This is a genomic window from Streptomyces sp. NPDC107454 (genome assembly GCF_055582885.1).
Map to the genome: position 1 here is coordinate 198,054 of NZ_JBVJPA010000015.1, position 13,588 is coordinate 211,641.

6 protein-coding genes are annotated in these 13,588 nt (G+C 73.2%); 1 reads left to right on the forward strand and 5 read right to left on the reverse strand.

Annotated features, from left to right (window positions below; all coding sequences use genetic code 11):
* Positions 1–126: 126 nt before the first annotated feature.
* On the forward strand, positions 127–633 hold the full coding sequence (locus ACZ69M_RS35605; RefSeq protein WP_470056509.1) for a hypothetical protein: 507 nt from the start codon (positions 127–129) through the stop codon (positions 631–633).
* A 37-nt stretch (positions 634–670) separates the two neighbouring features.
* Here the strand turns inward: ACZ69M_RS35605 and ACZ69M_RS35610 are convergent, their stop codons facing one another.
* The 5 genes from ACZ69M_RS35610 to ACZ69M_RS35630 form a co-directional block, all read right to left on the reverse strand.
* On the reverse strand, positions 671–2,800 hold the full coding sequence (locus ACZ69M_RS35610) for a hypothetical protein (RefSeq protein WP_470056511.1): 2,130 nt from the start codon (positions 2,798–2,800) through the stop codon (positions 671–673).
* Positions 2,797–4,932, reverse strand: a complete 2,136-nt coding sequence (locus ACZ69M_RS35615) for a hypothetical protein (RefSeq protein WP_470056513.1) — start codon at positions 4,930–4,932, stop codon at positions 2,797–2,799. Before ACZ69M_RS35615 ends, ACZ69M_RS35610 begins: the two co-directional genes overlap by 4 nt.
* A 58-nt stretch (positions 4,933–4,990) precedes the next feature.
* Positions 4,991–7,585, reverse strand: a complete 2,595-nt coding sequence (locus ACZ69M_RS35620; RefSeq protein WP_470056515.1) for a hypothetical protein — start codon at positions 7,583–7,585, stop codon at positions 4,991–4,993.
* Entirely contained in the window at positions 7,582–11,130 is a 3,549-nt protein-coding gene (locus ACZ69M_RS35625; RefSeq protein ID WP_470056517.1) for a tubulin-like doman-containing protein, read from the reverse strand. The genes ACZ69M_RS35620 and ACZ69M_RS35625 overlap by 4 nt, the downstream gene beginning before the upstream one ends.
* 136 nt (positions 11,131–11,266) lie before the next feature.
* Complete coding sequence (locus tag ACZ69M_RS35630) at positions 11,267–13,540, reverse strand: VWA domain-containing protein (protein WP_470056519.1); 2,274 nt, start codon at positions 13,538–13,540, stop codon at positions 11,267–11,269.
* Positions 13,541–13,588 lie beyond the last annotated feature (48 nt).

The following is a 13,588-nucleotide window of genomic DNA, read 5'->3' on the forward strand; positions in this document are numbered from 1 at the left end:
CCATGGCCCACCCGTGGCCCACGACCGCCCGGGGGCGCGCCCACCCGCCGAGGGCAGCGGCACGAGCGCGATCGGCGCCATCTCTCTGCTGTACCGTCTCCGGGAACGATCACCGGGAGGGGCGGGATGACGAATGATCTCCGGTTCGGCTGGGAACTGAGCGGCACCGGCTGGGCGACCTGCCGCATCGCGGACAGCTCTTCGGAGTGGCAGAGCTTCGCCAGCTACTGCACCGATGCCCTGGCCGACCTGCTCCATGGTGTCGCGGGTCTCTACGGCACCATCGCCGTCCAGCGCTTCTCCTTCGACCTCGAACCGGCCGAAGCCAGGTGGGTCCTGCGAAGCAGGGGCTCGGATGTCGACATCGCGATCTATCGGTTTCCCGACATGTCGACGAGCTTGGACGCGCCCGACCGAGAAGGCACACTCTCCTGGACCTCCACGCAGACCCGCGGCCTCCTCGGGCACGTCGTCATGGAGGCCGCTCAATCGGTGCTTCGGCTCCACGGCGAGGACGGCTATCTGACGACGTGGCTTCAGCACCCGTTTCCCGTCGCCGCCCTCCAGGACCTCCGTCGACTGCACCTCCAGCACGACGGGTGTGAACGCGAGCACGATGTGGCGCTTCCGTAGCCTGGGCACATGTGGACGTACATGGACACACACGGGTTCACAGGGCGATCAGGACGGTGGTGATGAGCAGGGCGATCACGGCGAAGCCGACTCCCATCACGCAGCCCGGGTTGTTCGTCAGGTCGGAGAGCCGGGACAGGAGGGTGGGGGGTCTCGGCGGGGTGGAGGAGGGTTCCGGGGCCGTCGTCGGGGCCGGGACGGTGTAGGGCGGCTGGGAGGCGGAGAGCGGCTGCGGGGCAGAGGGCGTCTGCGGGGTGGAGGTGGGTCGCTCGCCCCGGCTGAGCACGTCGCGCAGGATCTGCTGCCACAGGACCGGCGGCAGGTCGGGGACCTGGCCGTTCGCCGGGGCGATGATGCTCTGACGGAGCCAGTTGCCCCCGGTGGGGTGGCTGTCCCGGGTCATGCGGTGGAGCAGCTCACGCAGATCGCGCAGATAGCGCTCTTCCCGGGCCAGCGGGGCGACGGCCCACGTGAAGAGGTCGGCGGCCCGGGTGACCATGGCCGTTCTGGAAACGGGTTCCGGGCCCTGTCCGTACGGCGTGAAGTACAGGCCGTTGTGGAGCACCTCCGCGCACAGGTCGTGCCGCATCTCCGGTCGGCGCTCCTGGAGGCGGAGCTCGTTGCCCAGCTCGTCGAGCAGGAGTTCCACGGACTCCGGTGGCAGATCGGCGGAGCGCAGCTCGCCCAGGAGCAACTCGTCGGGCAGGGTGCGCAGTCGCGCCGCCAGGAGGCTGCGTTGCATGTGGTTCCCGCGCCAATGGTCACGGAGGTCCTCGTGGAGCCCGTACGCCTCCTGGGCGGGAGTCCGGACCGGCGCCTGGACCGGCGCCCGCGGCGGGCGTGGAGGTGCCATGGGGGGAGAATCCTCGGGTGCCGAGGCCGCGTAGGTGTCCGGATACGGGTCGGCGTACGAGTCCGGATGCGTGTCCGAGAACGCGTCCAGGTGTGGGTCGAGGTGCGCGTCGGGGTACGAGTCGGGGTACGCGTACGGCTTCGGGAGCGGCGGCGGGGGCGTCGTCTCGGCCCATTCTCGGCCCTCGGCCCGTTTCCGGTCCTCGGCCCCCTCGTCCCCCTGCCCGACCGGGCCCGGCTCCGCGGCGCGGGGCGCGGGTGCGGGCGCGGGCGCGTCGGTGCGCGTGCCGGTCCGGCGGTCGGTGCTGAGGATCTCGTGCAGCAGGACGCGCCGCCGCGCCCACTCCAGTCCCGCGCCGCCGGCGAGCTCATCGACCAGCTGGGGCACCCCGGCGGCGGCGTCGGGATGCGCGAGGAGGTGGTCCACCAGTCGGGCGGCCGCCTTGTGCTCGAAGTGGGGGGTGACCCGACGGCCCGTGACCCGGGCCAGCGGACCGGCCCCGCCCGCGTCCGGCTCCCAGTGCGGGACACACGTCAGACGCAGCTGATGGGTGTCCACCGTGTCGTGGGTGGCGAACGTCCACTCCTGCCCCAGCCAGCGCCCGAAGAGGAGGAACAGTCCCAGATACACCACCGGCACGGTGTCCTGGTCCGGCCAGCCGGGCTGCCCCTTCTCCTCCGCGAGCAGCGACACCCGCTGCGCCGGATCGCGCAGCCACTCCGCGGCGACCAGGATCAGCGCGTGCTTGACCGCCGGCAGCAGTTCCAGCATGGCCGGAAGCCGCTTGCGCGCCGCCGCGTCGAGCTTGGCGCACTCGATCGCGCGAAGGCCTCCGGAGGCCTTCTCGGCGGACTCCCGGTTGCCCCAGCCGCCGTAGGAGAGGCCGAGGCACTGGCGGGTCTTCAGGGTTCCGGGGTCACCGATCAGGACATGGCTGATCGTGCTGGGCCGGCCGCCGCGGTCGGTGGTGGGCCAGCGCTGGACGAGCATGACGTCGCCGTCGTGGGACAGGGTGCGTACGACGCTCTGCCGTGCGGCGGCCGTACCGGACACCCACAGCAGCGGGCCCAGCTCCCGGCCCAGTTCCTCGGCGCGTTCGGCCGGGCAGGAGTGGGCGACAGCCTTCATGCCGGTGCCCTGGCGGCCCTGGTTGCCGTCCCACCGGAAGACGACCTGGTGCACCGAGCCCCCGGCGCCGCCACCGCCCGGCCCGTGCGCGCCGGCCCGCTCCCCGTGGGCGGCCGGACTCCTCCGGTCCCGGAAGTCGCTCGTTCGATCCTGGAAATCGCTCGCTCGATCTTGGAAGTCGCTCACTTCGCCTCACCTCGCACGGATCCCGCGGCTCCCACCGCTCCCCCGGTTCGTCCGGCCCTCGCCGACGGCACCGCCTCGAACGCGGGCGTCTCTCCCACGGCGAACGCCTCGGCGCCGCCCGGCACTTCGACCATCCCGTGCAGCGCCAGCAGCGCCAGCAGCGGCTCCAGCACCCGCCGGGGCCCCGCCCCCGCCGGATAGCGGCCCTGGTCCTCCTGGCCGCCGGTGGCCGACGCGACATGCAGGGTGCACCGGCGGATCGCGTCGAAGGGGCGCAGCCAGGCCGGGCCGGCGTGCTGCCGCAGCAGCCCGTACACGTCCCGGCTCTCCTCGCGCGTCCGTTCGGGGTCGAGTGAGGTGGCCGGTGCCCGGCCCAGCCATCGGTCGACGGGCGGCTGGAACCGCAGGAGGTCCGCCTTGCCGAGCACCATCGCGGCGGCGACGTCCAGATACGGTCCGTTCTTCGGCAGCCGGTCGAGAACGGTGCCGAAGGCGAGGTCGCCGTCCCGGTTCACCTCCACACCCCAGCGTTCCCTGGCGTGGTCCAGATGCGGCAGCGGAAGGGCCAGCGCCGGGTCGACGACGAAGATCAGGGCGTCGATCCCGAGCAGGAAACGCAGCGCGGCGTCGGTCCGCACGAGGTCCTCGCCGCCGAGGTCGAAGAACGCGACCGGCCGTACCTGCCCGTGGGCGTCGGTGATGAGGAGGGACTCCACGAAACGCGCGAAGCCGTCCAGGCCGAGGGCGCCGGTGTGGTCGAGGACCTTGCCGTTGCGCAGCGGCTGCACCCGTTCCCGTACGAACCGAGCGTGCTGCTCCGGGTTGACGGACTGCCACTTCAGGCCGAACGGCTCCAGGCCGCCGTCGGTGATCTCCGCGATCATCTGGGTCAGCAGATGGCTCTTGCCGGTGGACGACTGGCCGACCATCGCGACGGTCAGCGGGCGGCCGTAGGTGAGGTAGGGCACCGGGATGAAGTGCTCGGGGAAGTCCCGGTCCGCGGTGCACTTCTGGACGGCACCGCGCATGACGTCCTGGCGGCGCAGGGCGTTGCCGATCGTCGAGACGTCCAGCGGCTTGTACTGCATCCGGCTGTCGGTGACGAAGAGCGAGGCGAGGTCGAGCTGGATGTGTTCCAGGCAGTACGGGCACAGCACCTGGCCGTCGCTGCTGCGCCCGGCCGGTGTCCCGGACCCCTGGTGGGTGACGGGTGCCTCCCGCTTGAGGCGCAGCGCCTGCTCGAACGCCTCCCGGTGCGCGCGGGTCTCGTCGGCGGGCACGGTGAGCGTGACGCGCCGGGCGGCCCCCGGCGCCAGCAGGTCGAGCAGGTGGGCGGGGGTCGGCCGGTCGGCCGCCAGCGGGGCGAAGGCGCCCCGCAACGTCTCGGCGAGCACCCGGTGTTCGCCCAGGTCGGTGGGTGCCCGGTCACCGGGTCCTGGCCGGCCGGTCACCAGCTGGTAGAGCACCTGGGCGGCGCTCCACACCGCGTCCCGGGAGTCGACGAGCCCCTCGCCCCTGCGCTGCTCGGGCGAGCAGTAGGGCGCCCGGCCCCACCGGGTCCTCGGCCGTCCGGTACGGGCCGCCCCCTCCAGTCCCCAGAGCTGGACCGAGGCGCCGTCCCAGAGCACGGTCGCGGGCGAGATGCCCCGCAGCACCAACTCCTGGCTGTCCAGCAGGCACAGGGCGAGCATCAGGTCGCGGGTGAGGACCCGTTGGTCGGTCGCGGACATCACATGGGTACGCGCGATGGCGGCGCCGCGCGGCGCGGCGTACAGCAGGAACGGCTCGGCCGCGTCCAGTTCGTAGCCGACGATCCTCGGGAAGAGCGCCGTGTACTCCGTGTCGTCGAGGGCCCGGTGCAGGTGCAGGGCGGTGCCCGCCTCCGCGTCGAGCAGGGCGCGCGCGGCCGGGTTGGCCGCGTCGGCGGCGTTCAGGCGGACCTGGACGCACTGCTGCCCCTCGTCGTCGAGCAGTCCGTTGCGGATCAGCTGGGGCAGCAGCGGATCGCGGCGGGACTCGGGGCCGAAGCGGACGGAGGCGACCCGGCGCCGGCCCGAGGGGACGGTGAACGCGAGCGTCTTCCAGCGCGGACCGTCCGGCTCCGGCAGGCGGGGTTGCGAGGTGCTGGTCACCAGCGGTTGCCGTCCTCTCGGTCGTACGGGTGCGCCGGGCCGGGATGCAGGGTGCGGGTCACCAGCTGTCGCCGTCCTCACGGTCGTACGCGTTCTCTCGGCCGTACGCGTCCGCGACGTCGTACGGATCGAGCCCGTCGGCCGGGGAGTTCTGGCGGGAGCGGACGGTGTCCACCACGCCCATCCGCAGCGGGGTGAGCCTGACCAGGCCGGCGTAGCGTCCCGAGGAGGTCCACAGCGTCTGCTCCGGTGGTACGCAGCCGGTGGTACGCCAGGTCTTCTCGACCTCGTCGCGCACGGCCTGAGGAGCGAACCTGATCCAGACCGCGGCCGCCGGGTCCCGGCTGAGCAGCGTTCCCTGCTCGGGTGAGGAGAGCTGGACCACGGCCTGCCGGTCCGCCTCCGTGCCGACCAGGTCGGCCACCCGGCGCGGGTCCGTGCCCAGCAGGTTCGCCGAGCCGGCCCGGGTGCGGTGGTCGGCGGCGAACGGGGGCGGGGCCAGTACGCCGTTGTGCTGGAGGTGGCGGCGGGCCGTCGAGAGCAGGTCGCGGACCCGTTCCTCGGTGCGCCGGACGGCGAGGGCGCCGGCCTGGCCGCGCTCGACGGCACCCCAGTAGGGCTCCATCGCCACCATGGCGGCGTCCGTCAGGTCACCGGCCAGGGCGGCGACGAGTTCCGGTCCGCCCTCACCGTTCTCGCGGTCCAGCCAGCGCGGAACCCCCGCGGTGCGCTCCGCCCGCGGGTCGGCGGGCCCCGCGGACTCACCCCGCGCGCCGGGCTCGCTCCAGGAAGCCCCGTCCTGCCAGGCGTAGGCGCTCGCCCAGTCGCTGTCCCCGTCGTCGGGCACCGAGAACGCGTCCGTCTCCAGGACCGAGGCACTGGCCAGCCAGTCGTCCGCGTCGAGCGGCTCGGGGCCGGGCGCGCCGGTGACCGTGGGCCGCTCAGGCTCGGGTACCGCCTCGGCCGCCGCGGCGGCGGCCGTCGCCCGCAGCATGCCGGCGACGGACCGGGCGGCGTCGGCGCAGTGCAGGCGCTCCTCGACGGCCCAGTGCTCGCGGACCGCCTCGGCCAGCAGCGCGTCGAGCCCGGCCAGGGACTTGCGCAACGCGGCGGTGGCGTGGAAGGCCGCCCAGGAGTCGATCGCGGCGCGCCACAGCCGGCGTGCCGTCTCCACCGCGACACCGAGGCCCGCCACGAGACCGACGGCGCTCAGCCAGAGCGGGGGCTCGACCGCGTACGCCAGCGCCACACCGGCCGCGGCGCCACCGAGTGCCGCGGCCCGGGGCCCCCAGCCCCAGCGGGACGGGCGTCCGTCGCCCCGCAGCCTGGACGCGCCGAGCAGCGCCACCGCGAGGAAGACCAGCGGGACGGCGATCGCCAGCGCCGCCAGAGGTCCCCGCCACAGGCCGCCGAGCAGCCCCGCCACGGCCGCCGCGGGCAGCGCGCCGCGCCCCGTGGCCACGATGCCGTTCCCCACGACGGGCCGCCGGGACACCGCTTCGGTGGAGTGGTCGGCGAGTTTGCGCACCAGTGCCGAACCCGGTACGGGCTCCACCCGCCCGGCAAGGCCGGTGAAGCGCTGGGCCACGGACCGCAGGGCGAGCCCCTGTCCCAGCAGCTTTCCGGCGAACTCCCGCAGTCCCTCGCCGATCCGCTCCCCCATGCCCTCGGCCGAGGGCACCCGCAGACCGAGGGCCCCGAGCCGGGCCGCCGTCTCGGCGGCGGACGGCGCCGTACCGGATCCGCCGCCGCGCAGGGCCGTGCCGACGAGGTCCCGGTACTCGCCGAGCGCCTGGTGCGCCTGGTCGAGGTCCGCCTCGAACGCCTGCCTGCGGGAGGCCCACAACAGCCCGGGCAGGGACCGCAGTCCGGCCAGCGCGTCCTCGGCGTAGTCGAGGGCCTGTGCGCAGGCGGCGTATGTGCTGTCCGCCACGCCGCCCGGCTCCCGGTGCCGTTGGTCGCGGCCGCCCCGGCCCGCCACCAGACTCCGCAGCGGCTCCGGCAGATCGGCGCCGGAGGAGGCGGTCACCAGCAGGTCGGGGGCGAGTTCCGTGTCCTCGCCCGCGAACCTGAGGAGCGCGTCGCGCCAGGCCCGGTCGCGCACCTCGAGGGGCAGGTCCTGCTCCAGCAGCCGCACGCCGGGTGCGGCGACGGCGTCGGGCAGTGTCCCGAGGCCGTCGAGGACCTTCAGGTAGACGTCCGGGACCGACAGCACGTCCACCAGGACGGCGAGCGCCTCCGGGGCGTCGGGCTCGGGCTGTTCCAGCGCCGTGCGCGCGGAGCGCAGATCGCCCGCCCACAGCAGGGCGGTGTTCGAGGCCCGCAGCACCGCGGGCCGTACCAGGCGCCGGTCGGGCTGGAAGGCCTCGTCCTCGCCCGCGTACGAACCGGGTGCGCTGCCCACCAGCAGGACCAGGATCCTGACCTCGCCCACGGCCCGGTAGGCGGTGAGCAGTTCGTACTGCCGCTGGTGGTCGGTCAGTCCGGCGGGGGTGTCGATCACCAGGAACAGCGGGTCGTCGGGTTCGGGCAGCCCGGCCCGGCCCAACTGCCGGGCGACACTGGCCCGCAGGGCCTTGGCGGTGTCGAGTTCCGCCGCGCCGCTGCGCAGGTCCAGCTGGATGACGGTGCCGAGATCTTCGGACGTCTTCACTCCGGGTCACCGTCCCAGGGGTTGCGGCGGAGGCGTTCGCGCTCGCCGTCGTCGCCGTACGGGCCGGGGTCACCGGGCTCGTCCCAGGGCACCGAGGGCCGGTCGGCGCCGCCGGAGCGCCCGTTGACGCGGTCACTCCGATCACCGCGATCGCCCCGATCACCGCGATCGCCCCGGTCATCGCGACCGGCCCGGTCACCCCGATCACCGCGATCGGCGTCGTACCTGTCGTCGTACCCGGCGTCGTAGTCGTCCACGGACGCGCGGCGCGGACGTTCCTCCGTGCCGCTCGGGTGCTTGTCGAAGGAGGCACGCGGTGCGGTGCCCCAGTCGTCGTCATCGGACACGACTCGCCGGGGTTCGGGGAACTCCTTGCGCACGCGCGCCGCGGGAGTTCCCCCGCGTACGTGCTCCAGCAGCGTGCGCAGTGTCGGCTGGACGGCGCGCTGGTCCCCGAACTCGGTGTCCAGCGCGGCCGGCAGTGTCTTCGCCCAGAATTCCCAGAGCGGGCGCACCCAGCCCTCGACCCGCTCGCCGCCGCGCTCCCGGCGCTCGGCCAGCAGCTCCAGCTGACGCGGGGCGGTCTTCTCGACGAGTTCGACGAAGAGCGGATGCGGTTCGCTCACGCTCCTGGCGAGACCGAGCGGCTGAGCCCCCATCAGCTCGCGGCAGTAGTCCTCCACGGTCCGTTCGTCGTCGAGGACGGTCCAGCGTTCGTACGACCGCAGCAGCTCCGCCCAGCTCGACACCCCGCCGGGGAAGTCCCCCAGCCGCAGCCGGACGCCGGGCACATGGGCGCCCTTCTCGGGGTGCAGCCGCAGCCTCAGCCGCTCCGGCGACGCCGGGTTGCCGTCCACCACGTCGACCTGGCCGTTCCACATGCAGCACAGCAGCCGATGCAGGATGACGCGGCGGTCCTCCTCGCTGCTGACCATCCAGCTGTCCCGGTAGCCGAGCCGCTGCCGCCAGCGCAGTACGTCCTGGGCCTGCTCGGAGTCCTTCGCCCTGGCCCACTGGCGCAGCACCTTGCGGGCCTCGGGGACCTGGGTGAGGCTCATCTCGCTGCGGAAGAGGACCACGGTGACGGAGTCGCTCTCCACTCCGCGGTACTCCACGGAGTTCTTGGCGTCGGTCGGCAGCCGCAGCGCCTTGCCGAGGTACTCCTGCACCTCCTCCACGGCCTGCACCCGCGGGTGCGTGACCAGGACCCGCAGCAGTCCGGTGCCCTCCGGGGTGAAGCCCACCGGCAGCAGCCCGGTCAGCTTGCGGCCGAACAGGTCGAGTGCCTCCTTGCTGACCTGGTCGGCGGCGTCCGCGTCACCCGCCGCGGCGGCCAGCAGGGTGCCCATGGCCGGCAGCAGCGGGCGTTCCTCCAGGTGTTCGCCGCTCTCCGCGAACAGCCGGGTGATGCGGCCCTCCAGCTGTGCCTTGACGACCGCGACCGCGTTGTCCGGATTGCGGCGGCTGAGGGTGTGGACCTCGCGCCAGGTGTCCCCGTCGATCATCCTGAGCAGGAGCGCGGCCTCGTCGTCGTTCTCGCGCATTCCCTCCCTGCGGATCAGCCGGGTGACGACGTCCTCGTAGAAGTGGTTGAGGGTGCGCTGCGGCGGCAGCAGATACGAGATCCCGGTGCGGTCCTCGTACAGTTCGAGGCCCTTCTGCGCGGAGATCTTGCGTTCCTGGTCGGAGTGTTTGCGGAAGGCGTTGACCAGGCGTCCGAGGTCGGCCCCGGCCGTGTTGGCGGGCGGCTGCCACTGCTGCTGCTGTTCCCGCCAGGCCTCGTGCCACACGGTCCGGCTGCGCCACTGGTACCAGAGGTCCTGCTCCTGGAGGGCGGCCTGCACGTCGTCGTCGCCCCAGCGGGCCGGTGACATACCGGCCAGCCTGCCTTTGATCCTGGGGGTCTTGGGCGGCTGATCGGTCACGCCCGGCGGGCGCTGGGGGGCGCGGGAGCGGCTGTCGAGCATGCCGAGGAAGCCGAGCCGGGCGATCGGTTCGTCGCTGTCCTGGACGCCTCTGACGATGCGTTCGGCGAGGAAGGGGTCGACGGTCAGAAGGAGTTTGTCGATGGCGGGGCGCGGGGCGAACCGGTCGGCCATCGAGGCGGCCTGGCGGTCGGCGATGGACTGGAGGTCGGACAGCAGCCGCTGCATGTCCGTGAGCCGTTCGCCGAGCGCCTGCTCGATGGCCTTGCCACCGCGCGGCAGCGGATCGGGCTCCGGGACGGCCAACTGGGCGCGTTCCCACAGCTCTTCGAGGTGGGAGTCGGCGAACAGCTGACGGATCAGCGGCACCGCGTTGTCGCGCAGCGCGGTACGGGGCCGCTCCACGAGGTCGGTGACCGCCTCCCGCAGCAGGCGGCCCGCCACCAGGTCGGCGAGTTGGTCCATGGGGGCGGTCATGGAGGCCACCAGGCTGGTGGAGACGCCCTGCCGGCCGATGCCGGTGGGGGACACGGCGCTGCGGTGCACACCCCGGTTGATGAAGCTCGCGGCGAAGGTCTGGAAGTCGTCGTCGGCCGCCGTCGCCCGGCCCCGGGGGCGGCTGTCGCCCAGCTCGGTGCCGATCAGCGACATCACCAGGGAGACGATGGAGCGGCGCAGGTCGTCCTGGCGGATGCCGGCGGTCGGGCTGAACAGGAAGGCCGTGGGCAGGATGCCGGTGCGCAGCCGGATCGGTGTCGTGCCCGGGTAGCGGATGCCGAGCCCGGAGTCGAGGTCGAGATCCAGGTCCCCGATCTCCGTTCCCTCGCTCGGCGCGTTCTGCGCGTCGACCAGCCGGAACAGGTCGACCAGCGCGCGGGCCGCGTTGAGCTCCGCCTCCCGTCCGCCGCCGCCCGCCGAGGAGAACGAGGACGGCATCACGACCAGCGGGTAGATCTTCACCCCGTCGAAGCGGCGCAGCTGGAAGGCGTGGTTGATCAGGTGCAGATAGTCCAGGAAGATCCCGGCGCCGGTGCCGCCGGCCACCGAGAAGGCGACGAACACGTCGCAGCCGTTGACCTTGCCGCCGCCGAGCTCGGCCAGTTCACCGGCCGACTTGGCGATCGCGTCGATCGCCTGGAGCAGCGGTTCGAGAACCGGGGCGAGACTGTGCCGGAGCGTGGCGAACAGGGCGGCCCGTCCGACGGTGGGCAGTTGCCCTGCACCGTTGTGCAGCGGGGTGACCTTCGGTTCGTCGGTGCGCGGCGGCAGCCAGTCGGCGACCTCGTCGCGCAGGCTCGCCCGGAGCATCTTGGTCAGTTCGGGTGACGCGTCGAAGTTCGGCAGCAGGTTGTGGGTGGCCCGGGAGGTGCGGGAGTACGCGGCCCGCAGCGAGGGGTCCACGTTGAACTGGGGCAGCCGCTGGAGGTCGGACTCGCTGTAGTCCGCGTAGACGAACTGGAGGCAGTCGGGCAGCTGGTAGGGGGCGTGTCCGCTGAGGTGGCTGAGCGCGACGCCGTCCGGCCCGCACAGCTCGGCGCGCAGTTTGCGTTCGAGTTCGGCGCCGACCAGGCCTCCGGTGCCGCCCAGGCCGACGAAGAGCATCGGCTGGAAGATCTTCATGGGTTTCCTCCCCGCTTGCGGCCGCCCTGGCGGCCGGTTCGTGCTCGGTACGTCCGTGGAGTGCGCGTGGCACGGCGGCCGGGCCGCGGTGCGGTGCGCGGGGGCGGCCCGGTGACACGTCGGGCCGCCCGTGGCGTCACAGGTACGACCCGTACGAGCTCCCGCTCTCGCCGGTACCGGTCGCGGAGGTGGTGGAACCCGCGGTCGTCCGCGTGGAGGGCCGCGGTCGGCGGACCTTCGAGGCACGGGTGTCCTCGCCGAGGGCCAGGCTCAGCGTGTCGGTCAACTGGACCTGGCCGCGGGCGGGCAGCGGGGTCCGGCCGCCGCCGCGCTTGCGCAGCACCGCTCCGCCCTCGGGGCTGCGCTGGACGGCGTACGGGCCGTGGGCGCGCCGTTCGATGCGCGGGCTGCGGTGGGGTTCGACGACGGCGAACTCGTACCACTGCTTGTGTCCGTGTCCTGCGAGGTGCTCGCCGAGGACGTCGCCCTCCGCGGAGACCAGCCGCAGCACCAGGCCGAACGGGTCCCTGCGGGTGCGGCGCTGGCGCAGCCAGGCGAGGACCGCCACGGTGGCCAGCGCGATCAGTGCGGCGGCGGACACGAACGCCCACCAGTACTTCGCCCAGATGCCCGGCTCGGGTGTCACCCGCACCGAGAGCGGGGTGCGCACCAGTGTCCGGTCGTGGTCGGTGGTGTCCACGACGGTGACCGTGCCGCCGAGTTGCAGTCCGCTGTCGCCGAGGCGGTCGCCGAAGACGTCGCGGGGGGCGACCTCGACCGTGACCTTCCGGGTGCCGGACTCGCCGGGCTTCACCTGGATCTCGGCCGGGGTGACGGTGAGCAGTCCGGACTTGAGGTCGGCGACGGACAGCCGCAGGGTGTGCGGGGTGTCGCTGGTGTTGTGGACGGCCAGCGTGCCGGTGACCGTGGAGCCGGGGTGGGTGTTCGCGGTGGGCAGTTCGAGCGCGGTGGTGACGGGCAGTGCGCCGGGGGCGATCTCGCCGCCCTCACTGCGGGTGTCGGCGCTCAGCCCCGAGGCCGTCAGCGTGCCGCTCACCTTCAGTGCCCCGTCGGCGCTCCCGGGGATCTTCACGGAACCGGTGAAGGAGCCGTCGCTCGCCTTGGAGTCGGGCCCCTGGCCGTCGTCGGTGAGGCGCAGCGCCAGCGGGTCGAAGCCGTCGCCGGTCAATTCACTGCGGACGCGCAGCCCCTCGTAGTCGTGTGCGTCCTTGATCTCGTAGCCCTCGCGGGTCTGCAGGCGCATGGTCACCGTGACCTTGTCGCCGGCCTGCGGGGACGGCGGGTCCATGGTGATGGCGCCGCGCAACTCGCCCTGCCACAGCACGCTGACCGCGACGGGCAGGGAGCGGTGGCCCTCCGGCGCCTCGGCCTTCACGCGCCAGGTTCCGGGCACCGGATCGACGATCTTCAGCGCCTCCACGGTGCCGCTGCCGCCCGCCAGCTCGAAGCCCGACTTGCGGTACGTCCCCGTGGTGGGGACCTGGTGGCCGTTGGGGTCGAAGTAGGTGATCTTCACCTGGGGGTCGCCCTTGTCGACGACGATGCTGCCCACGGTCGCCAGCGGCGAGATGGCGATCTCCAGGGTGGCCGGGGGCCGCTTGCTGGGGCCCTGTTCGTGGCGCAGGCAGTGGGCGGCGGCGAAGATCTTCTCCAGCATGGGGCCGACGTCCTTGGCCCCGGAGACCTTGCCCGCGCTCGGACGGGCGGAGGGCAGTGCGACGCAGCCCTTCTGGTATCCGCCGGCGGCCATCCGGTCGAGCTGCGCCTTGTCCGGGTCGGATCCGAAGCCCAGCGGCCAGATCTGTACGTGCTGGGCGGCGGCGTTCTCCAGCGCCTGCGTCAGCTGCCGTTCGCCCTCGTCCTTGCGGTGCGCGGGGTCGCCGTACTTGGGGCTGTCCTGGACGTCCAGCTTTCCGTCGGTGAGCAGGAACAGCACGCGGGGCTGGGAGGGATCGGTGCCGGTGGTGAGGTCGTGGACTCCCTGGCGTATCGCGCTCGGGAAGTCGGTGCCGGTGCCCTCGTTCTTCGTGCGGCCGCGCAGCTTGTCGACGCAGGTGCCGATCGTCTCGCGGCCCGCCGCGTCCAGCGTGGTGCGCGGGCACACCGGGTCCACCGCGCGCTGGGCGTCGGACTCGGCGGCGGCGAAGCCGAAGACGGTGGCGTGGGAGGACGAGGAGACGTCGCCGAGCGCGATGCGTGCGGCGGCGGCCTTCTCGGCCTTCATGTCCTCGGGCGCGAGGCTGGCGGACTCGTCCACGGCGATGGAGTAGTTGACCGCCGGGAAGGCGGGTTCGGAATCCGCCGCCGGCACCGGATCATGACCGGCGGGTGCCAGCAGGGACACGAGCACCGCCAGTCCGCCGAGCGCGCCGACCGCGCGGCGGCGCACCCGGCCCCTTCCTGTCTGCCGTCTTCCCGTGATGCTTTCCACGGCCGT

What these genes read in the sequence shown, in the direction of transcription:
- ACZ69M_RS35605 (WP_470056509.1), top strand. Translation starts at nt 127, where the DNA reads ATGACGAATGATCTCCGGTTCGGCTGGGAACTGAGCGGCACCGGCTGG.
- ACZ69M_RS35625 (WP_470056517.1), bottom strand. Translation starts at nt 11,130, where the DNA reads ATGAAGATCTTCCAGCCGATGCTCTTCGTCGGCCTGGGCGGCACCGGA.